Origin of the sequence: Mesorhizobium ciceri WSM4083, assembly GCF_000519305.1 — a bacterium.
Taxonomy (GTDB): Bacteria; Pseudomonadota; Alphaproteobacteria; order Rhizobiales; family Rhizobiaceae; genus Mesorhizobium; species Mesorhizobium ciceri_B.
This window is the reverse complement of sequence record NZ_JAFG01000003.1, coordinates 521,010-541,664: the sequence shown is the minus strand read 5'-3', so window position 1 is coordinate 541,664 and position 20,655 is coordinate 521,010. Positions and strand designations below refer to the sequence as shown.

At 65.0% G+C, this 20,655-nt stretch carries 16 protein-coding genes; 10 read left to right on the top strand and 6 right to left on the bottom strand.

Features of this window, described 5'->3' with window-relative positions; translation table 11 throughout:
* Positions 1–60 precede the first annotated feature (60 nt).
* From minC to MESCI2_RS0102645, 4 genes are all read left to right on the top strand, one after another.
* The gene (minC, locus tag MESCI2_RS0102660; protein WP_027035196.1) at positions 61–855 is read left to right on the top strand and encodes a septum site-determining protein MinC; all 795 of its coding nucleotides are present in this window, start codon (positions 61–63) and stop codon (positions 853–855) included.
* A gap of 66 nt (positions 856–921) precedes the next feature.
* Positions 922–1,737: a septum site-determining protein MinD gene (gene minD, locus MESCI2_RS0102655; RefSeq protein WP_013530671.1), complete on the top strand. Its 816-nt coding sequence runs from the start codon at positions 922–924 to the stop codon at positions 1,735–1,737.
* Complete coding sequence (gene minE, locus MESCI2_RS0102650) at positions 1,734–2,006, top strand: cell division topological specificity factor MinE (protein ID WP_024501686.1); 273 nt, start codon at positions 1,734–1,736, stop codon at positions 2,004–2,006. The genes minD and minE overlap by 4 nt, the downstream gene beginning before the upstream one ends.
* A 398-nt stretch (positions 2,007–2,404) precedes the next feature.
* Positions 2,405–3,862 carry a hypothetical protein gene (locus MESCI2_RS0102645; protein WP_027035195.1) on the top strand — a complete coding sequence of 486 codons (1,458 nt, stop codon included), beginning with the start codon at positions 2,405–2,407 and terminating at the stop codon, positions 3,860–3,862.
* A gap of 290 nt (positions 3,863–4,152) precedes the next feature.
* Here the strand turns inward: MESCI2_RS0102645 and MESCI2_RS0102640 are convergent, their stop codons facing one another.
* From MESCI2_RS0102640 to MESCI2_RS0102610, 6 genes are all read right to left on the bottom strand, one after another.
* Positions 4,153–5,937 (bottom strand): ABC transporter ATP-binding protein, encoded by a 1,785-nt coding sequence (locus MESCI2_RS0102640; RefSeq protein WP_032900294.1) that lies wholly within the window; start codon positions 5,935–5,937, stop codon positions 4,153–4,155.
* A 9-nt stretch (positions 5,938–5,946) separates the two neighbouring features.
* On the bottom strand, positions 5,947–6,981 hold the full coding sequence (locus MESCI2_RS0102635) for a glycosyltransferase family 2 protein (protein ID WP_027035193.1): 1,035 nt from the start codon (positions 6,979–6,981) through the stop codon (positions 5,947–5,949).
* Positions 6,982–6,984: 3 nt separating this feature from the next.
* Positions 6,985–8,091, bottom strand: coding sequence for a glycosyltransferase family 2 protein (locus MESCI2_RS0102630; RefSeq protein ID WP_027035192.1), 1,107 nt, complete (start codon positions 8,089–8,091; stop codon positions 6,985–6,987).
* Entirely contained in the window at positions 8,088–9,257 is a 1,170-nt protein-coding gene (locus MESCI2_RS0102625) for an acyltransferase family protein (RefSeq protein ID WP_027035191.1), read from the bottom strand. The genes MESCI2_RS0102630 and MESCI2_RS0102625 overlap by 4 nt, the downstream gene beginning before the upstream one ends.
* A gap of 563 nt (positions 9,258–9,820) precedes the next feature.
* Positions 9,821–11,062, bottom strand: coding sequence for an ATP-binding protein (locus MESCI2_RS0102615; RefSeq protein WP_027035189.1), 1,242 nt, complete (start codon positions 11,060–11,062; stop codon positions 9,821–9,823).
* On the bottom strand, positions 11,059–11,787 hold the full coding sequence (locus tag MESCI2_RS0102610; RefSeq protein WP_027035188.1) for a response regulator: 729 nt from the start codon (positions 11,785–11,787) through the stop codon (positions 11,059–11,061). The genes MESCI2_RS0102615 and MESCI2_RS0102610 overlap by 4 nt, the downstream gene beginning before the upstream one ends.
* Positions 11,788–12,059: 272 nt before the next feature.
* Here MESCI2_RS0102610 and MESCI2_RS0102605 point away from each other — a divergent pair, with 272 nt between their 5' ends.
* From MESCI2_RS0102605 to MESCI2_RS0102575, 6 genes are all read left to right on the top strand, one after another.
* Positions 12,060–12,734, top strand: a complete 675-nt coding sequence (locus tag MESCI2_RS0102605; protein ID WP_027035187.1) for a hypothetical protein — start codon at positions 12,060–12,062, stop codon at positions 12,732–12,734.
* Positions 12,735–12,889: 155 nt separating this feature from the next.
* Complete coding sequence (locus tag MESCI2_RS0102600) at positions 12,890–13,096, top strand: hypothetical protein (RefSeq protein WP_027035186.1); 207 nt, start codon at positions 12,890–12,892, stop codon at positions 13,094–13,096.
* Between the two features lie 247 nt (positions 13,097–13,343).
* Positions 13,344–14,615: an efflux RND transporter periplasmic adaptor subunit gene (locus tag MESCI2_RS0102590; protein WP_032900377.1), complete on the top strand. Its 1,272-nt coding sequence runs from the start codon at positions 13,344–13,346 to the stop codon at positions 14,613–14,615.
* 3 nt (positions 14,616–14,618) lie between these two features.
* Positions 14,619–17,762 carry an efflux RND transporter permease subunit gene (locus tag MESCI2_RS0102585; RefSeq protein ID WP_027035184.1) on the top strand — a complete coding sequence of 1,048 codons (3,144 nt, stop codon included), beginning with the start codon at positions 14,619–14,621 and terminating at the stop codon, positions 17,760–17,762.
* Positions 17,763–17,773: 11 nt separating this feature from the next.
* Positions 17,774–19,264, top strand: coding sequence for an efflux transporter outer membrane subunit (locus MESCI2_RS0102580; RefSeq protein WP_027035183.1), 1,491 nt, complete (start codon positions 17,774–17,776; stop codon positions 19,262–19,264).
* A 156-nt stretch (positions 19,265–19,420) separates the two neighbouring features.
* A complete protein-coding gene (locus MESCI2_RS0102575) occupies positions 19,421–20,503 on the top strand; it encodes a sensor histidine kinase (protein ID WP_027035182.1) in 1,083 nt (360 codons plus the stop codon).
* The last annotated feature ends 152 nt before the right edge of the window (positions 20,504–20,655 follow it).

The window sequence follows — 20,655 nt, the reverse complement described above, 5'->3', positions numbered from 1 at the left end:
TTAACCATTCGTTAACCATTCCCTCGCTAGCGTTTACCTCTCAGTAAGGATTCGCCAGCCGTGACCTTTGCCGCTCCCCTCGAGGCCAAATCCATCCGCTTCCGCGCCCGCTCTTTCGTCGCTTTCACGCTGACGCCGGAGGCCCCTTTGGACGTGTGGCTCGAGGGGCTGGATCACTGGATCGGCAACTCGCCGGGCTATTTTTCCGGGCGGCCGGTGGTGCTTGATCTCAACACCTTGAAGCCCGATGTCGCCGCGATCGAATCGCTGGTCGGCGTGCTTGGCCATCGCGGCATCCGCATCTACGCCATCGAGCTCGACGGCCACACCGCACTCGAGCCCAACCTGCCGCCGGTGCTGGTCGGCGCCAAGGAGGCGACGACGGATGGGTTGCTGCCTCGCAAGGCGAGAGAGGATGTTTCCGGAGAGGACAAGGCAGAGGGCAGGGCGCCTGAAGCCGGCCCCGACAAGGTCGGCAAGGCTGACGCAAGCAAGGCGGGCGATAGCGAGCCGCAGGTTGAAGCTTCGGGCACGCTGATGATCAAGGCGCCGATCCGTTCCGGCCAGGCGATCGTGCATCCGCACGGCGATGTCATCGTGCTCGGTTCGGTCGCTTCCGGCTCGGAGATCATCGCGGCGGGTTCGATCCATGTCTACGGCACGCTGCGCGGGCGCGCTTCGGCGGGTGCGCTGGGCAACAGGGGCGCGCGCATCTTCTGCCGCAAGAACGAGGCCGAGCTTCTGGCGGTCGACGGCTGGTACGTCACCGCCGAGGAGATGGAAGGCGTTTCGCGTGGCAAGCCGGTGCAGGCGTTTCTCGACGGCGACGCCTTGCGGGTTTCGACGCTGAGCTGACATTCGTTTCGATATTGGGGTGGCCGAGGGCTGCCCGACCAAGAAAACAACAACGGAGGCTTTTCAATGGGCAAGGTAGTGGTGGTCACCTCGGGCAAGGGGGGCGTCGGCAAGACGACCTCGACGGCGGCCCTCGGGGCGGCCGTGGCCAAGACCGGCAAGAAGGTGGCCTTGGTCGACTTCGACGTCGGCCTGCGCAATCTCGACCTGATCATGGGCGCCGAGCGGCGCGTGGTGTTCGACCTCGTCAATGTCATCCAGGGCCAGGCGAAACTCTCGCAGGCGCTGATCCGCGACAAGCGGGTCGAGACGCTGTTCCTGCTGCCGGCCTCGCAGACGCGCGACAAGGATGCGCTGACCGAGGAAGGCGTCGGCGAAGTCATCGACAAGCTGCGCTCGGTGTTCGACTACGTGTTCTGCGACAGCCCGGCCGGCATCGAGCGCGGCGCGCAGCTCGCCATGCGCTTTGCCGACGAGGCGGTCATCGTCACCAATCCGGAAGTGTCGTCGGTGCGCGATTCCGATCGCATCATAGGCCTGCTCGACGCGCGCACCTTGCGGGCGGAGCAGGGCGAGCAGATCGCCAAGCATGTGCTGGTGACGCGCTACGATGCGGCGCGTGCGTCGCGCGGCGAAATGCTGTCCATCGACGACGTGCTGGAAATCCTGTCGGTGCCGCTGCTTGGCATCATTCCGGAAAGCCAGGACGTGTTGCGCGCCTCCAACCTCGGTTCGCCGGTGACGCTGTCGGAGCCGCTCAATTCCGCTGCCAAGGCCTATATCGACGCCGCCAGGCGGCTGGAGGGCGAGGAATTGCCCGTCATCGTGCCCTTCGAGCGCAAGGGCTTCCTCGATCGTCTTTTGGGAAGGAGGGCGGCATGAACCTGCTCGACATCTTCAAGCGGCGCTCCAGCGCGCCGGTGGCGCGCGAGCGGCTGCAAGTGCTGCTCGCCTATGAGCGCCGCAACCGCAGCCAGCCCGACCTCGTCTCCATCCTGCGCGAGGAGATCATGGCCGTCATCGCCAAGCATGTGCAGATCGACCAGGATTATTTGCAGGTCTCTATGGACCGCGGCGAGACCATGTCGACGCTGGAGATCGACATCCAGATCCCCAACAAGAGCGCCGTGCCGCTGGCCATGGCGGGGTGACTTTTTACCCTCCCCCTTGTGGGGAGGGTCGATCCGCAAAGCGGATCGGGGTGGGGGTCAGCGCGGCGCTGCAATGCCTGGGTTCCTCGCCCCATGAAATGGGGAGAGGTGGCCGCGAAGCGGTCGGAGAGGGGCAGCGCGACGCTGGCAGGTTCCCTCAGAATTCATTGAGGCCGAGCCATTCCCCCGCTCCGTCTCGGGCTTCGCCCGAGCCACCTCTCCCCCACTCCGTGGGGGCGAGGAACCAGGCCGCGCACATCGCTCGCGCCATCCAAACCCCCAAATGTCCCAAATTTACCTTTGTGCCGACGGGGCTTCCCCTGCGCAAGCAGCGGATGTAAAGCTATATTAGCAATTTGTTAAGTTCTAAGCGAGGTATGCGTAAGGGGAGTTTGGTGATGAACTTCAGAGGCCTGATCAAGCGTGCTGAAGACGTGGATAAAGCGATCCAGGACCTGCAGATCGATTTGGCGGACGCGCTGGATGCAAGTCTCGATGCCGACGACCTGGCGCCGCCGGAGAGCGACGATGTGCCGGATGCCCATGCGGCAGCCGATGACGGGCCACCCCAGGCCGATGCAGCAAATGACGACAATGCAGGGAATGCCGAGGGTGCGGACAGTTCCGAAACCGCGCCACGGCTGACCGCCCATACACAGACCCGGCTGGCCGCATTGAGCGCCTTCGAGGGTCTCTTCCATGATGCCAGGGACTATCTGGAGGAGATCAACGACAAGCTGTCGGAGATCGGCACCTCACACCATTTGACGCGCGAATTCCTCAACATCCTGCACAGCGACATTCTGCGCGCCAACGAGCTGGAGGTTGCCAATGCCGCCCTGGCCGCCGAACAGAGGGCGCTGTCGGAAAAGCTGCACGATGCGGTGAAAAAACTGCGCGAGCGCGAAGGCGCTTTCGAAGCGCTGCAGCAGCGCGAGACAAGCCTGGTCCAGGACCGGGAGACGCTTCGTGCGGCACTTGCCGCGGTCAGGCTGGAACTCGTGGAGACAGCCAATGCGAGCGCCAAACGCGAAGCGGAGTTCGGCGACATCGCCAAGCGGCTGACCGCCAGGACGGTGGAGGCCAACAGGCGCTTGCGCGAAAGCAAGATGCTGCGCGAAAAGCACGTCAACCTCTCGATCGAACTCGACAAGGCGCTGAAGCGGGAATCGCAGGCGCGCCACAGGCTCGACGAGTTGTCGACGATCCATGCCAGCGAAGCAGCGCGGCTGGCGGAGTTGCTGGCCGCACTCGGCAAGAGCGAGAAAGAGGAGATGCGGCTGCAGAAGTCGCTCGAGGCCGCACAGGCGAAACTGTCGGAAACGACCGAAGCGGCCCGCATGATGGAAGGCGACAAGGAAGCCGAACTGGCTCGCAGCCAGGCAGAAATGCGCGGGCTGGGTTCGGAGATCCAGAGCCTGCAATCGCGGCTGGAGCAGGTGTCGAGCGAAAACAGCGAAGCCGCAGGCGAGATCGCCAGGCTCAAGAGCGAACTGAACGACGCCCTGGCCGAAAAGAAGATCGCCGATGAAAGATTGTCCGCGCTGAGCCAGGAGAGCGAAAGCGACAAGATGAGTCTTTCCAAGGTGAACGCCAACCTTTCTCAACTTGCGCTGCAACAGGCGTCCGAACAGATACAGTTCGACGTGCAGAGGCAGGAGTGCGAGGACCTCAAGGCGGAAATCGCCTCGCTCAATGCCCGGATCAAGGAATTGCTGCCCTACGAGCGGCTCCACAAGGCCACCAATGGCAGGCCGCCCGAGAACGGCGTGGTCGAGATAGCCGGGGCGATGGCGAAGAAAGCACGGACGACGGGCAGGCGGCGCATGCGCAGGAATGTCGGCGCCGCTACCTGAGGCGTGTCGCGCCTGAAGGGGATCAGGCGACCCGCTTCAGGTCTTTTGTTTTTGTGCTTGGGAGGCCGGCACCTCACCCGGAGAGTAAGCCCAATGGGGCACCGGCCAGGCGGATCGACAGGTCCGCCGCACGGACAAGGTAGCGCGCTCGGTTGCGCACGGCATTGGTGCGATCACGGAAGGTGCCAGCGGCACTTGCCTGGACTCCTGATTCGAACGCTTGCGACGACCCGCCAGCCGGAGGCTGCAGACACGCCCGGGAAGCGGTCGCGGGCCGGCCCGGTGCCTTCTCAGTCGAGCGGTTCGTGCTGGTAGAGTTCGTCCATGCTGAGCGAGGCCAGGGCGCCGAAAGGGGCCTGCTTTTTCACCCGGCCGCCGCTCAGGATGACCACGTCGTCGCAGAACGAGATGGTGCTGTGGTGGTGGCTGATGACGATGGTCGTGCGGCGGCCGGCTCTCGACTTCAGCGTCTCGACGATGGCCGCTTCCGACAGCCCGTCCACCGCATTGGTGGCTTCGTCCAGGATGAGGAGATCGGGATCGCGGACAAGAGCTCTGGCCAAGGCGATCCGCTGCCTCTGTCCCGCCGACAGATTGATGCCCCTGTAGCCGACCAACGTGTCGTAGCCCTGAGGCAGCCTTTCGATGAATTCATGTGCTTCGGCCAGTCTTGCGGCGGCCTCGGCATCGCCGGCAGTCGCGGCATCCTGGCCGTAGGTTATGTTGTCGAAAATGCTGCCGTCGACCAGTTCCAGCTCCTGGCTGGCCAGGGCAATGTGGCGGCGCCACTGGCCGGCGTCGATCCCGTCGAGCGGAGATCCATCGACGAGGATGCTGCCGGCGTCCGGTTCGACGAAGCGGCACAGGAGATTGACGATCGTCGTCTTGCCGGCGCCCGAGCGGCCGATCAGCGCCGTCGAGCGGCCACCGCGGATTTCGAATGTCGCCGCATGCAGCACCACCTCGCGCCGGTCCGTGCCGGAATAGGTGAACGTCACATCGTCGAACTTGATGCCCTGGCGCAGGCCGTGGAACGGCCCGTCGCCTTGCGGCGGTTGCGGCTTGCCGGTGGGATCCAGCAGCCATGTCACCTCTTCGAGCGATCCGCTCAGGCCTTGCAGCTGGCTCCACGACCCCTGGAGGGCTCGCATGTGCGGCTGCAGCCTGTAGAGCAGGATGACGAAGGCGATGATCAGCGGGAAACTCACTTGCGCCAGCCAGGCGCCGATCACCACCGCCAGAAACAGCATGGCGTGGAGAACCTCCGTCAGCGGCGGCAGCGCTCCCTGGCGCACGAGCAGCGCGAAGGAAGCGCGGCGAACCGCATCTGACGCCGTGTCGAATATCGCCTTTTCCCGGTTCTCCTGTCCGAAGATGCGGATCAGCCGTCCGGCATGCACAAGGTGGAGCATCTGTGAGGCGAGGTGGCCGTTGCGCGAAGCGACGCTGCGGCTGGGCTCCTTCAGATTGGCCGAAAGGATGGCGTGCGCGATCTGGACGAGCGCCAGTCCGAGCGTGACCAGAAGCGTCATGCGCCACGAAAGCAGCAACAGGAAAGCCAGGAGGATGATGGCGGCCGATGCGCTGACGATGGCCGACAGCATGATCTGGATCGCATCGGAGGCCCGCCAGGATTCGTTGGAGATGATGTTGAGCAGGCGTCCGGGGCTCTGCCGCAGGAAGAACGGGTAGCCGACCCGCAACAGCTGCTCCGACAAGGCGCTGCGGATCGAATGACTTGCCTTGCCGGAGATGAAGGTCGTCAGCAGCGTGTTGGCGAAGGCGAAAACGTTCTTCAGGATGATCGAGCCGAGGATGGCGACCGAAATGACGACCAGCCGGTTGCGCTCGCTCAAGTCCGATCCGACGTGCTGGAGGACGGCGGAGAAGCCTGCCATTCCGGCCGCATCCCCGTGTCCCATGATGATGCCCAGCAACGGGATGATCAGGCCGATGCCGAACCCTTCGAGGACGGCGCTGACCAGGCCGAGAACCACTACCGCCGGCAGCAGGCGCAGTTGCCGCTTTCCGAACGCCCGGAACAGCATCGGCAGGCTTGGCGGCAGCATCGGCATTATAGCGTTTCACCTCGCCTGGGCATTGGCTTGCTGATCTTGCCGCACCGGCTCGGCCCGCGGCCGTCTGGCCAGCAGGAGAACCGCGAACCTGGCCGCGCCGAGCAAATTCATGGCGACGATCGGCCAGTGCGGCAGGTTGAGTTCACGATCGAACGCAGGCCCCCCCGCCAATTCCCGGAAAGCTCCTCTTGCGGCCCAGTAGAAATGGCGAAGCAGCCAGGGTGCGTGGCGAACATGTTTCAGGCAGAGCCCGCCATTGCCCAGGCTGTAGTCGCGGTGCAGCTTTTCGATGGCTTTGCGATCCCGCCGGCCGTGATGATGGAATATCGTCATGTCAGGCACATACTCGACCGCGATGCCGAGCAGCATCGCGCGCACGAGGTAATCGGTATCCTCGGCCGACCGCAATGGTCCGCCGGCGCCGAAGCGTTCGTCGAAATAGCCGATGCGGGCCGCAACGTCGCGGTGCATCGTCATGTTGCAGCCCAGCACGAAACCGCCTGGATGAACATCCGGCGTCAGCCGTTCGCGCACCCACGACCGCTTGATGGTGAACGGCAGATCCCTGGCATCGCCAAGCTCGACACGTCCGCCCCTGATGAGCCATCGTTCCCCGGACGCATAGTGTCGCTCCAGATCGCGCAAATAGTCGCGATGGACCGCGCAGTCATCGTCGACGAAGACCAGCACACGGCCGCGCGCGCGCCTCAACCCGGCGTTGCGCGCAGCAGCCAGCCCGGGGCGCGGCTCGCAAACGGGCGTGAACGGAATGTCCGACGCAGCGGCGATGCTGGCCAGGCGTTCGGCCGTGCGGTCGCTCGAACCGTTGTCGACGACCACGAGTTCGGCGGCGAATCCGGCATGGGCGCGGCACGCGGCCTGCACCGACTTGATGCAGGCATCGAGCACGGCGACGCGGTTGCGCGTGCAGATGATGAAGGAGACTTCCGGCGCCGACCGTTCCGGGCGGGGACCGGCCGGGGCGGGGCCAAGCGCCGTCGAACGATCGCGCTGCAGAGGTTGGTTGGCTTTTACGATCATGCCTCAGCCCGCCTGATAGGGTGCCAGAACCGCTGCGGCGGGCGCGGATTTGAAGAAGTATGCCATGGCATCGGCTTGCTTGGCGGCCGACAGCGAGGCGAGGCTGAGCCAGGGCGCCCAGGCGCCGGGCCGCAGCGCATATTGCTCGCGGCGCCGGATGGCGTTCCATTTCGCGGTTCGCGTCAGCAATTCATGCGTCAGCGCGGGCTGCTTTTCGTCGGCCACGAGCTGGTAGAGGAAATAGAACAGGTTCAGCGCGCCCGCTTCGAAGCTCGGCCGCGTCGCCGCCGGCAGCGAGCGGATCTCCTCCTCCAGCGCGACGATGAAGTCGGCCGCACGGGCGACGGTGTCGTAGCTGACCGCATCGCCAATGTCGCGCAGGTCCCGCGTGGCTTGCGCCAGGCCCTCGCGCTCGAGGTTCTCGGCCACGATCCGCAAATGCGTCCTGCGCATCGCCTTGACGTGCCGGCTGGTCACGCTTGTCTGATGGACGCGGTAGACGACCAGGTTTTCGGGCATCATGGCTGCCGGGTAACGGCCGGCCAGCCGCCTGAAAAGATCGAAATCCTCGGCGTGCCTGTAGGTCTGGTCGTAGTGGAGAACGCCGTCGTCGATGACCTTCCTGTTGTAGACGACCGTCGGGTGCATGAAGATCGTGAAGAACATCGCCAATACAGGGATGCGGCCGAACTGGAACACCGGATCGGGCCTGCCCCTGGCGATGCGGCCGCGGATCAACATGTCGACGCCGGCGCCGCAGAAGCCCAGTTCGGGCCGCCGCTCGAACAGCGCCACCTGGCGCGACAAGCGCCAGGGATAGGCGACGTCGTCGGCGTCCATGCGCGCGACCAGTTCGCCCCGGGTGACCGCCAGCCCTTCGTTGAGCGTCGCGACAAGGCCGCGGTTTTCGCGCGAGATGATCGAAATGCGGCTATCGGCCTTCTGGTATCGCTCGAGGATCTCGAGCGAATTGTCGGTCGAGCCGTCATCGATCGCGATGATCTCCAGGCGGCCGTAATCCTGCCGCAGGATGCTTCCAAGTGCTGCGGCGAGGTAAGGCCCGGCATTGTAGACCGGCAACAGGACGGAGACGAGCGGTGCGGCGGTCATCGTCTTGCGTCCGTGCGCTGGAGTTCGAGCGCCGGTGTGCGGCCATCGGGCGATCCGCTTGGCACCCTCGCGAGCCAGCCGGCATGGCCGGTCGGCGTGGCATGGGCGCGCGAGACATAGGGGAAGTGACGCTTCAGGCTGTTGAGCGGCCTTTCGAAAACCACCCAGGAAATCGAGGCCGCGACAATCGTGGCGGCACTCGCAACCAGGAATCGCCCCGGCCCTTGCTCCGAGACGTTGAGCGGAATCCAGGGCTGCGCCTTGACCGCGAGCGACAGCAATATCGGATGATAGAGATAGACGCCGTAGCTGATGCGGCCGAGGCCAAGCAGCGGCGGCAGTTCGGCAAGCTTGCCGAGGGGGCCGCCAAGGCCGCGCGAACAGGCGGCGACGATGGCCATCAGCGGCACCAGCGGCAGGACTTGCCGCACCAGCCAATGGGCCCATTCGAGCATCGGATCGGCAGGCGCCGGCACAAACCATTCGATGACAAGGAATGCGGCCGCGAAGGCAGGCCAGCTGAATTGCATCCAGTGCGGCAGGGCCGCCCCCCTGGCCCGCCAGCAGGCAAGCAGCGCGCCTGTCGCCAGCGCATCCATGGATGCCGGCGGCAGCAGGTCGCGCGCCAGCGCCGGCGTGGCGGTAATCGGCCAGTAGAAGCGATAGGCCAGCGACAGCGCGATGACGCCGATGCAGATCTGTTCGAAGCGGCGGCGCGGGGCCAAAAGGACGACCAGCGGCCAGGCAAGATAGAACTGTTCCTCGATGCTCAGGCTCCAGAAATGGCACAGCACCCAAGGGTTCCAGTCATTGCGCAGCGCATACCAGAAATTCGACAGGTAAAGCGCATGCCAGACCAGCGATCCCCTGGATTGGTCCAGGTCGACCAGCCAGACGAAACCCAGGACGGCGAAATAGGGCGGGAATATCCGCAAGCCTCGCCTGATATAGAAGGATCGCAGCGCCGGGCCGGCCTCGAATTCGGCGGCCGAACGCGCCTCCAAGAGCAGGCGCGTGATGAGGAAGCCGCTCAGCACGAAGAACAGCCGCACGCCGATATGGCCCCAGAATGAAGATCCTCCAGCGGCGAAGAAATGGGAATACAACACCATCGTCACGGCGATGGCTCTCAACGCATCAAGTTGGATGTCGCGGGCGCTTCCCATCAGCGGCTTCCGCGGCATTGATGTCCGCGACGTATCCGCCTGCCGGTCGTTTCGGGCAGCAGGCCAAGGCGGACGAGATCCGCCAGAGCGCCGGCACCGTCATACCCGCGCTTTGCGCGTCCAATCGCGGCGAGTCCGATCGGGCCGGGCTCGAAATCGACGGACGGACAGCACAGGTTGGTCAACGTGCCGGAATCCTCCACAGCCTATGTCCAGTCGCAAACGAACCCCCAAAGGAATGGTTCGGCCACCGCATTGTGCGGCGCAACACAAAAAATCTACCGGGCTGAAATACTTATGTGAGCAAGCGCTAAAGAGTCCCGCTTGGACCGGTTGGGGAGACGTCGTGGGCCGGGGCAATAAGATAGGGCTAATTATTTGTTAAATCACACGAAATCTCGGAGTGAGTATTTTGGATGGGTTGCCCCTGGTTGCAGAAAATGGGTTGGAATCATTGGTCTTGCGCGGTGCAGCATCGTCGCCGTCTTTTTCTTGGTTTGCCGTAAGGCTCGCTGTTCCCGAGGCAGGCGTTCCGTTTAACGGGAGCTCGCACGTAGCGGTCCTCACACCGCCTCGAACACCACTGTCTGCTCCAGCCCGCCGCCCCGGCGGTTTTCCAGCGTTACCGTCCCCCCGTAGCGCTCGATGATTTCCTTGGCGATGGCGAGGCCAAGACCCGCTCCGGGGATGGACTGCAGGCGGCCGGGGTCGACGCGGAAGAAGGGCTCGAACGCCTTGTTCAGGAGTTCCGGGGGGATGCCCGGGCCATGGTCCGATATGGTCAGCACGGCGCGATTGTCGGCCGCGGCCAGGTCGATGCGGCACGCCCTGCCATGGGTGGCGGCGTTGACGATCAGGTTGCGCAAGGCGCGGCGCAGGCCGAGCGCGCCGGCCCGCACGCAAACCTTGTCCAGGTGCCCGATCGAGACGGCATGGCCGAGCGATACCATCTCGGCTTCGATATCGCGCACCGTCTTTGCCAGGTCGACCGGTTCGACGGCGTCCTGGTTCACTTCTTCGCGCACCAGGCGGATGGCGCTATCGGCGATGCGGTCGAGTTCGTCGAGGTCGTGAAGCCATTTGTCGCGTTCGTCGTCGAGGAATTCGGCGCGCAGCCGCATGCGCGTCATCGGCGTGCGCAGATCATGGCCGGCGGCGGCGACCAGCCGCATGCGGCTTTCCATGGCGGTCCGCAGCCGCGACGAGAGTTGGTTCAGCGCATGCGCGGTGGCCTTGACCTCGGCCGAGCCCACTTCCGGCACCGCCGCCAGCACGCCGTCCGATCCGATCTTGGAGACGGCGGCCTCCAGCATCTCGAGCGGGCGGATCAGCACCGAGGTGAAATAGACCGACACCGCCGTGGCGCCGGCGACGATCAGCGAGATCCAGCCGGCCAGAACCAGCCATTCGCGACGCGGCGGCTTGAGGTGCGGCACCTCCATGATCGCCCAGCGGCTGTCGGGCAGGTGCATCGATGCGATCTGGCCGGGTTCGTCCGGCTTCTCGTTGACGACCGCCGGAAAGTCGAGGCCACGGCGGTGCAGGATGTCGTTGAGCATCGCCGTTTCCGCACGAGCCACCTTGCCGCCCGCCGGATGGTCGGCGAATTGCACCCGCAAGACGTCGGGGATCGGCCCCGGCAACAGCCGCACCACCAGTTCCATCTGTTGGGCAATCCAGGGCACGGTCAGTTCCGGTGGCGGTCCGCCGCCGCGCACGCTGATGACGGCGGCGGTCGCCAGGCCGACGACGCCGACGATCGAGGCGACCAGCAGCAGGATGAGACGGCGGCGCAGCGAATTCACGGGTGGCTCTCCACGGTCTCGACGCGCGCGGTGAGCTGGTAGCCGCCATTGCGCACGGTCTTGAACAGCGGCCCGTCGCCGGTGTCGGAAAATTTGCGGCGCAGCCGGCTCACCAGCACATCGACCGAACGCTCGAGCGGGTCACGCTCGCGGCCTTGCGTCAGGTCGAGAAGCTGGTCACGCGACAAAAGCCGGCCGGGGCGGTCGAGAAACACTTGTAAAAGGTCGAACTCTGCGCCGGTGAGGTCGACGGCCGCGCCTTGCGCGTCCGTGACCTTGCGGGTGTCCGGCTCCAGCCTGTAGCTGGCGAAGCGGTAGATGCGCGCGCGCGGCGGCGCGGGCGCATCCTCGGGCGTCGAGCGCCTGAGCACGGCGCGGATGCGGGCAATGAGCTCACGCGGGTTGAACGGCTTGCCGAGATAGTCGTCGGCGCCGAGTTCCAGGCCGATGATGCGGTCGACATCTTCTTTCAGCGCGGTCAGCAGGATGACCGGGGTGTGCGGCTTGCGGTCGCGCAAGCTCCGGCAGATATCGAGGCCGGAGCCGTCCGGCAGCATGACGTCGAGCACGATCAGGTCGAATTGGCCGGAGCCAAGCCGTTGCTCGCATTCGCGCCGGTCCGCCGCCGCCGTGACGCGAAAGCCCTGGCTGTCGAGGTAACGCTGGAGAAGCGTCCGGATCTCGCGGTCGTCGTCGACGACGAGGATATGGGGTTGTGACTGCATGACCGTGCCGTTGCCGATGACTATGGAGGCCTATGATTATAAAGGCCCGTGATTGCAGGGGCCCGTGATTGCAGGGGCTTGCCGCGATTATAGGGAGAGCCGCGCCCAAGCGGCATGGAAAATTGCAACCGAACGTTTCCGGGGGCCCGAGGGAAACATTCGGAAACAAATTGCCCTTTTGCGGAAACCTTCGGCAACACGCCGACGCGAAGCGGACAAAGACGCTTCCTATCCTCTGAACTGTCCGAAGCATGAGAGAAAGGAACATCTTTATGCGAAGCAGACTTCTTGCGCTCGGCCTGTTTTCCGTCGCCGCAATTCACCCCGCGCTGGCAGCGCAGCCCGATCCCGGTGCTGGACCCGGCGAGCCACCACCTGTCATGGCCATGCAGGACGGCCTGGATCACGGCCCGATGGCTGGACCCGGCCCGCATGGACCGATGCGGCCTGGTTCGCAGGGTTTCGGCCCACAGAGCTTTGGCCCTCGCCGCATGGGTCCGCCGCCGGAATTCATGCTGGCCGCCCGGCTCGCCGCGCTGGAGACCCGCGTCGGCATCCGCACCGAACAACTCGACGCCTGGCGCGACTACACCAGCGCGCTGCAGTCGGTGCTTTCGCCGCCTCGACCCGACCACGGGCGGCCCGGTAGTGCTGAAGCGAAGGGTCCCGACGCGGCGGGTCCCGGCGGCAAGCTCGATCCCTTCGCCTTCCAGGAAAAGCTGGCAGACGACGTCACCGCCCGCGCGGTTTCGGCCGGCAGACTGAAGGACGCGATCGCTGAACTGCGTGCCAAGCTGACGCCCGAACAACTCGAACTCCTCGCTTCGGCGGAACGCCCCCATGGATCACCCCCCGGTCCCTGGGGTGGGCCGCCGAACGATGCAGCCGGCCCCAGAGGCCTGCCCAACGATGGCAGGCAGCTCTCGCCCCAGCCCGGGAACGACTGATAACTCTGACCGACTGCTCCGGCCGGCCCGGTACCCAACCCGTTCTCGGGCCGGCCGGTCTCCTCAGGGATGGCGGGCGTATCTTCGCCATCCCTGGTTTCAATCACGTCCAGTTCGAATGACGCCAATTCGAACCATGCAATGGAAGCACGACAATGTGGGAAGCCATGATCATGCTGCGGCTGCTCGCGTCCGCCGGCCCGAGGCTCTCGTTCGGTCCTGCCGGGCGCGACATGCCGCCGGCCCTGCCGGTCGACACGCTGAAGGGCGCGATCCGCCTGCGCTTCGCCGCCTGGCGGCTGTCGCTTCCGCTCTCGCAGCCGCTCGACAACCATGGACATCATGACCGCAAGATCGCGTGAACTCCGGCAAGGCGCTTGGCATGTCCTCGCTGATCGGCATAATGATGTTGGTGGGCATCGCGGCCAGCTACTCGACCTTCGAGCAGCTCCGGCCGACGAGAAGGAGCGCGACATGAGCCGCTTCGAAGCATTGCTCGACGCCGCCCGCAGACCGGCGCGGCCCACCACCAAGATATCGGCCGGCATGCCCCTCGACCAAGCGGTCGATTGCCCGCGCCCGCAACTCCAGCGAAAGATCATTCAGTCCATGTCTATCCAGTCTAGCCCGTCTCCGCAGCCGGCACTCCGTCTGGCACCCTGGGCCGCGATGTTCGCAGCCACCTTTCTGCTGGCGGCCTGCTCGCAGGAGGGCAGCGCCCCCGCCGGCATGGGCGCGCCCGGCAAACCGGAAGTCGGCGTCGTCACCTTGCATCCGCAATCGGTGGCGATAACAGCCGAACTGTCGGGACGCACGGCGGCGTCGCTGGTTGCCGAGGTGCGCCCGCAAGTGAACGGCATCATCCAGCAGCGCCTGTTCAAGGAGGGCAGCGAGGTGGCGGCTGGACAGCCGCTCTACCTCATCGATCCGGCGAGCTACAAGGCGTCCTATGACAGCGCGGTCGCCGCCCAGCAGAAGGCCCAAGCGGCGGTGCCCACCGCACAGGCCAAGTTCGACCGTTATGCCGGCCTGTTGAAGCAGAACGTTGTTTCCAAACAGGATTATGACGATGCCGCCGCCACGCTGGCACAGGCGCAAGCCGATGTCGCCTCGGCCAAGGCCAGTGCCGAGACGGCGCGCATCAGCCTCGACCGGACCTCGATCACGGCGCCGATCGCCGGCCGCATCGACAAGTCCACGCTGACGCCGGGTGCGCTGGTGACCGCCAACCAGGACACTGTGCTGACCACCATCCGTGCCCTCGATCCGATCAATGTCGATGTCACGCAGTCGAGCACCAACCTGCTCAATCTGCGCCAGGCGATCTCGGAAGGGCGGCTGAAGTTCAGCGGTCCCAATGTCAGCGTCAAGCTGAAGCTCGAGAACGGCACCATCTACACGCAGACCGGCAAGCTGGAATTCGCCGGCGCCAATGTCGACCAGACCACCGGCACCTTCGCGCTTAGGGCCGAGTTCCCCAATCCCGATCGCTTGCTGCTGCCCGGCATGTATGTGCGGGCGCTGGTCGAGGAGGGCGTTGCCCAGAACAGTTTCCTGGTGCCGCAGCGCGCCGTCAGCCGCAACACCAAGGGTGAGGCGACGGCGATGGTCATCAATGCGCAGGGCAAGGTCGAGACGCGCGTGCTCGCAGTGCGCAACAGTGTAGGCAACAACTGGCTGGTGGATTCGGGTGTCGGCGACGGCGACCGCGTCATCGTCGAGGGCATGCAACTGGTGCGCCCCGGCGGCGATGCGACGGGCGTCGAAGTGACGATCGACGAGACGACCGGCGAGGTCAAGGACCGCGGACAGGGCGCGTCCGCCGCACCGGCGGCGTCCAGCGCTGCCAAACCGGCGCCTGCCGCCGCCACCGGGAACTGAGCGATGTCCGTATTCTTCATCAACCGGCCGATCTTCGCCTGGGTGATCGCCATCGTGATCATGCTGGGCGGACTTCTGGCGCTCACCTCGCTGCCGATCTCGCAATATCCGCAGATCGCGCCGACCACGGTCAACATCAGCGCCACCTATCCGGGCGCCGACGCGCAGACGGTCGAGAACTCGGTGACCAAGGTCATCGAGCAAGGCATGACTGGCATCGACAATCTCGACTACATGACGGCGACGTCGACCTCGACCGGTTCGGCCTCGATCACGCTGACCTTCACCACCGCGGCCGATCCCGACACCGCCCAGGTGCAGACGCAAAACAAGCTGCAGCTGGTGCAGTCGCAGCTGCCGCAGGTGGTGCAGAGCAACGGCATCACCGTCTCCAAATCCTCGACCGGCTTCCTGATGGTCATCGGCTTCGTCTCGACCGACGGCAAGATGAACTCGACCGATCTCGCCGACTATGTCGATGCCACCGTCAACGACACGCTGAAGCGCGTCGAGGGTGTCGGCTCGACGCAGCTGTTCGGCTCCGGCTATGCCATGCGCATCTGGCTCGACCCCGACAAGCTCGCCAAATATGCCCTGATGCCGAGCGACGTGGCCTCCGCCATCGAGGCACAGAACACGCAGGTTTCGGCCGGCCAGCTCGGCGGCCTGCCGGCGCGCAAGGGCCAGCAGCTCAACGCCACGGTGACGGCCAAGAGCCGGCTGCAGACCGCCGAACAGTTCCGCAACATCATCCTGAAGAGCCAGACGGACGGCTCGCTGGTTCGCCTCAACGACGTTGCTACCGTCGAGCTCGGCGCCGAAAGCTACACGACGCAGGCCAACTATAACGGCAAGCCGGCGGCCGGCGTCGCCGTCAATTTGGCGACCGGCGCCAACGCCATCAATACCGCCGAGGCGGTGCGCACGACGATCGCCCGGCTGAGCTCGACTTTCCCGCAAGGCGTCGAGGTCGTCTATCCCTACGACACCTCGCCCTTCGTGCGGCTGTCGATCGAGGAGGTGGTCAAGACGCTGGCCGAGGCGATCGTGCTGGTGTTCCTGGTGATGTTCATCTTCCTGCAGAATTTGCGCGCCACCATCATCCCGACGATTGCCGTGCCGGTGGTGCTGCTCGGCACGTTCGGTGTGCTGTCTCTGTTCGGCTATTCCGTCAACACGCTGACCATGTTCGCCATGGTGCTGGCCATCGGCCTGCTCGTCGACGACGCCATCGTCGTCGTCGAGAATGTCGAACGCGTGATGCAGGAAGAAGGCCTGTCGCCGAAGGAGGCGACGCGCAAGTCGATGCACGAAATCACCGGTGCGCTGATCGGCATCGCCACCGTGCTTTCGGCCGTGTTCGTGCCGATGGCCTTCTTCGGCGGTTCGACCGGCATCATCTACCGGCAATTCTCGGTGACCATCGTCTCGGCGATGGTGCTTTCCGTGCTGGTCGCGTTGGTGCTGACGCCGGCACTGTGCGCCACCATCCTGCGGCCGCCCAAGGATCATGCGACGCAGACCGGTCCGTTCGGCTGGTTCAACCGGGTCTTCGATCGCGGCACGCTTGCCTATCGCGATGGCTCGCACGGCATCATCAACCGATCCTGGCGCTTCCTCGTCGTGTTCCTAGCCATCGTCGTTGCCGTGGGCTGGATGTTTGCCCGGCTGCCGAGTTCGTTCCTGCCGGAAGAGGACCAGGGCATCCTGATCACCAGCGTGCAGCTGCCGGTCGGCGCGACGCAGGACCGCACCGAGCGCGTGCTGGCGCAAGTCACTGACCATTATCTCGGCCAAGAGAAGGATGCCGTCGACGGGGTGTTCACCGCCTCCGGCTTCGGCTTCGGCGGCGCCGGACAGAATGTCGGCATCGCTTTCGTGCGGCTGAAGGATTTCGACCTGCGCAAATCACCGGCTTCCGCCGCACAGGCGATCGCCGGCCGCGCCATGGGCGCCTTCTCCAAGATCAGGGATGCGCAGATCTTTGCGCTTGCACCTCCCGCCATCCAGGGCTTCGGCAACACCAACGGCTTCGACTTCTACCTGCAGGACGTCAACGGCGCCGGCCATGACGCGCTGATCCAGACGCGCAACCAGCTTCTGGCCCTGGCCGGGCAGAGCAAGCTGCTCGCCAACACAAGGCCCAACGGGCAGGAAGACCAGCCGCAATTCTCGGTCGACATCGACCAAGAAAAAGCCAGCGCGCTGGGCGTCAGCCTGGCCGACATCAACAACACACTGTCGACCGCCTGGGGCAGCGACTACGTCAACGACTTCATCGATCGCGGGCGAGTGAAGCCGGTCTACCTGCAGTCGGACCCGAACTTCCGCATGCAGCCGGAAGATTTGGACAAATGGCAGGTCCGCAACGCCAGCGGCGCCATGGTGCCGTTCTCGGCCTTTGCTTCCAGCCATTGGACATTCGGTTCGCCCAGGCTCGAACGCTACAATGGATCGGCGGCGGTCGAGATCCAGGGCGCGGCGGCCACGGGCATCAGCTCGGGTGCCGCCATGGACGAGATCGACAAGCTGGTGGCGCAGCTGCCCGCCGGCTATTCCCACGAATGGACAGGGCTGTCGCACCAGGAGAAGCTTTCCGGCAACCAGGCGCTGTCGCTCTATGCGATCTCGGCCCTTGTGGTGTTCCTTTGCCTGGCAGCACTTTATGAGAGCTGGTCGATCCCGTTCGCGGTCATGCTGTCGGTGCCGATCGGCATCTTCGGCGCGCTGCTGGCGGCAAGCCTGTTCGGCCAGTCCAACGACGTCTATTTCAAGGTCGGCTTGCTGACCACGATCGGTCTCGCGGCCAAGAATGCCATCCTCATCGTCGAGTTCGCCATCGAGCGGCAGACCGCCGGGATGGGGCTCGTCGAGGCGACACTTGAGGCAGCACGACAGCGGCTGCGGCCGATCCTGATGACGTCGCTGGCCTTCATCCTCGGCGTGTTGCCGCTGGCGATTGCCAGCGGTGCGGGCTCGGGTGCGCAGAACTCCGTCGGCATCGGCGTGATGGGCGGGATGATCGCAGCGACGGTGATCGGTGTCTTCCTGGTGCCGCTGCTGTTCGTCACCGTGCGGCGCATCTTCAAGGGCAGGGCGGCCAAACCAGATACGGGCGAAACGCCGGTGACGGCCAACCAGCAATAGGAAAACTTCACATGACAGGTTTGGAACGTGGCTCGGTGGCCGCGAGGCGGCTTCTTGCGCCTATGATTACCGCTGTCCTGCTCGCGGGATGCGTCGTCGGTCCGGATTATCAGACGCCCATATTGGCGATGCCTGCAAGCTGGAGCGGCCACAAGCCGACAAAGCCTGCCCAGCCGGCGCAACTGTCGAGATGGTGGCAGCGGCTGCGCGATCCTGAGCTGAACACGCTTGTCGAGGATGCGGTTGCCGGCAATCTCGATGTCGCCACCGCCAAGGCAAAAATCCGCGAGGCGCGTGCCAGCTATCGCCAGAGTGCCGGCACATTGCTGCCGTCGGTTGACGGCTCCGGCTCGGCCACCCGCAACAAGTCGGCCGAGACCACATCAGGCTCTGACGCCACCTACAGCGAGTACCAGGCCGGCTTCGATGCAAGCTGGGAGCTCGACCTGTTCGGCGCCAACCGCAGGGGCGTCGAGGCAGCGCGCTACGGGCTGGACGCCTCGCAGGAGGAACTGCGCTCGACGCTTCTCACCCTGGTCGGCGATGTCGCTTCCTACTATACCCAGGCGCGCGGCTACCAGGCCCGCATCGCGCTCGCCCGGCGCTCGGCCGCGTCGCAAAGGCAGACCGCCGAACTTACCCGCACCATGGCGCAGGCGGGCACGGCGACCGCCGCCGATGTCGCCAAGGCGATGGGGCAGGCAGCGAGCACCGAAGCCGCGGTGCCGACGCTGGAGGCAAGCTATGCCCAGGCCGTGCACCGTCTCGCGGTGCTGGCCGGCCGGCCGCCTGCCTCGCTCAACGAGCGGCTGAAGCGGGTCGCGCCAATCCCTGCACCGCGCCTGCCAATGCCTACCGGAATTCCCGCCGACCTGCTGCTGTCGCGCCCCGATCTGCGCATGGCGGAGCGCCAATACGCGCAATACACCGCCAAGATCGGCCAGGCAGAGGCCGCCCGCTATCCCTCGGTCAGCCTGACGGGAGACATCAGCACGGCGGCGCTGAAGCTTGGCGATCTCGGCAAGAATTCGTCGATCGGCTGGTCGTTCGGGCCGACGCTCAGCGTGCCCCTGTTCAATGCCGGCCAATTGCAGGCGGCCGTCGAGGTTGCCAAGGCGCAGCGCGATCAATATTTCATCGCCTACCGGTCTTCGGTGCTGACGGCGCTCGAGGATGTCGAAAACGCGCTGGTGCTGTTGTCGCAGGAGCGCATCCGGATCGGCAAGCTGGCCTCCTCGGCGAAGTCCTATGGCGAGGCGGCAAGTCTCGAAGGCATGCTCTACAAGGCCGGCGAGACAGGCCTTCTCGATGTGCTCGACGCCCAGCGCTCGCTCTATTCGGCCGAGGACTCGCTGCTGCAAAGCCGCGTCTTGCTGGCGACCAACTACATCGCCCTCAACAAGGCGCTCGGTGGCGGCTGGGATGGCACGGTGGACAGCGGCAAGCCGGAGATCGTCGACGTCAAGACCGGTCCACGGCTGGCGTCGAAGCCGGCCGCGTGAGGCGCTCCCAAGGCGTCGACTGCTTGCTTCGAGGCGGCTGCGCGACACCGCCCATCGCCGATGCGGGGCGTGAAAATGCCGCCTCGTGCTTTGGCGATGGCGGGGTGATCGCATCGCTGGTACTGATGGTGATCAAGCACAGCACAGGCGCCGCAGATGACATCCGATACACAGAAGGCCGAAGCGGTCGGGCAGTTGCTCGAAACGCCGGACCTTGCCAGCGCGCTCGAAAGCGAACAGTTCAAGAAATTCCTCGACCAGGTACCGATCGCCATTGCCGTCTCGGGCCTGGATTCGAAGGAGCGTGTCGTCTACGCCAATCCGGAATTCGAGAAACTGTCCGGCCTCAAGGCGGCGACGCTCGCCCGGCAACACTGGGCGGCGCTTTCCGGCACCGGCCTGCACAAGCTGAAGGACCGTCCGCTGTTCGAGGCCGTGGTCGAGGACACCGATTTCATCGGCACGTTCCGGCTGGAGCGGACAGAAGACCAACCGGCGATCGTCGACGTCTATTCCAACGTCATCGAGGACGACAATGGCAAGGCCTGCTTCCGGCTGGTGGCGCTGGTCGACGTCTCGGCCCATGGCGAAACGGAGGATCCGCGATCGATCGATGAGCGCATCCGCGAGAAGGACACGCTGCTGCGCGAACTGCAGCACCGGGTGAAGAACAATCTGCAGATGATCACCGCACTGATCCGGATGGAGACGCGCAACGCGGCCGAACCGGACCAGAAGCGTTTCGAGAGGCTGGCAGGTCGCGTCGATGCGCTGGCGATCCTCTACCAGACGCTGTCGGGGGATGATGACAAGGATGAGGTCGATCTTGGCGTCTATCTCAGCCAGATCGCGTCGGCGGTGATGAACTCGCATGCGGTCGAGGGCATCCGCCTCGATATGAAGGTGGACACCTATCCGGTGTCGATCAATGTCGCCATGCCGACCGGGCTGGTGGTGAACGAGCTTTTGACCAATGCGCTCAAACATGCCTTCCAGGGGCGCGAAGGCGGCACGATCACGCTGCACAGCATGGTTGACGGCGATGGCTGCCGCATCCTCATTGCCGATGACGGCATCGGCCTGCCGGAGGGCGAGACCTGGCCCAAGCGCGGCAAGCTCGGCGCGCTGATCGCCCGCTCGCTGACCGAAAACGCCAAGGCGGAATTCGACGTGAATTCGAGCGCCGGCGAGGGCACGCGGGTCACCATCGTCTTCAAGCGCTCGGCCGCCACTGCCTAAAGCTTATCGTTGTCGTTGCGCTCTCGCATCTACAGGATCATCTCCGGCTATTCCTTGTGCACTGCGGCAATGAACGCTTCGCGGGCTGGGAGGCTCATGGCGTGCCTACAGTCCGTGCCCCAGCAGCCAGTTGCCGCTGCCTCACGACAGGC

Bases quoted from the DNA above. Each gene is read 5' to 3' on its own strand.
- minE (WP_024501686.1), top strand. From the start codon at position 1,734: ATGAACCTGCTCGACATCTTCAAGCGGCGCTCCAGCGCGCCGGTGGCG.
- MESCI2_RS0102640 (WP_032900294.1), bottom strand. From the start codon at position 5,937: ATGCCGATGCTGCCGCCAAGCCTGCCGATGCTGTTCCGGGCGTTCGGA.
- MESCI2_RS0102580 (WP_027035183.1), top strand. From the start codon at position 17,774: ATGACAGGTTTGGAACGTGGCTCGGTGGCCGCGAGGCGGCTTCTTGCG.
- MESCI2_RS0102605 (WP_027035187.1), top strand. From the start codon at position 12,060: ATGCGAAGCAGACTTCTTGCGCTCGGCCTGTTTTCCGTCGCCGCAATT.
- MESCI2_RS0102630 (WP_027035192.1), bottom strand. From the start codon at position 8,091: ATGACCGCCGCACCGCTCGTCTCCGTCCTGTTGCCGGTCTACAATGCC.
- MESCI2_RS0102645 (WP_027035195.1), top strand. From the start codon at position 2,405: ATGAACTTCAGAGGCCTGATCAAGCGTGCTGAAGACGTGGATAAAGCG.
- MESCI2_RS0102590 (WP_032900377.1), top strand. From the start codon at position 13,344: ATGTCTATCCAGTCTAGCCCGTCTCCGCAGCCGGCACTCCGTCTGGCA.
- MESCI2_RS0102575 (WP_027035182.1), top strand. From the start codon at position 19,421: ATGACATCCGATACACAGAAGGCCGAAGCGGTCGGGCAGTTGCTCGAA.
- MESCI2_RS0102625 (WP_027035191.1), bottom strand. From the start codon at position 9,257: ATGGGAAGCGCCCGCGACATCCAACTTGATGCGTTGAGAGCCATCGCC.
- minD (WP_013530671.1), top strand. From the start codon at position 922: ATGGGCAAGGTAGTGGTGGTCACCTCGGGCAAGGGGGGCGTCGGCAAG.
- MESCI2_RS0102610 (WP_027035188.1), bottom strand. From the start codon at position 11,787: ATGCAGTCACAACCCCATATCCTCGTCGTCGACGACGACCGCGAGATC.
- MESCI2_RS0102600 (WP_027035186.1), top strand. From the start codon at position 12,890: ATGTGGGAAGCCATGATCATGCTGCGGCTGCTCGCGTCCGCCGGCCCG.
- MESCI2_RS0102635 (WP_027035193.1), bottom strand. From the start codon at position 6,981: ATGATCGTAAAAGCCAACCAACCTCTGCAGCGCGATCGTTCGACGGCG.
- MESCI2_RS0102585 (WP_027035184.1), top strand. From the start codon at position 14,619: ATGTCCGTATTCTTCATCAACCGGCCGATCTTCGCCTGGGTGATCGCC.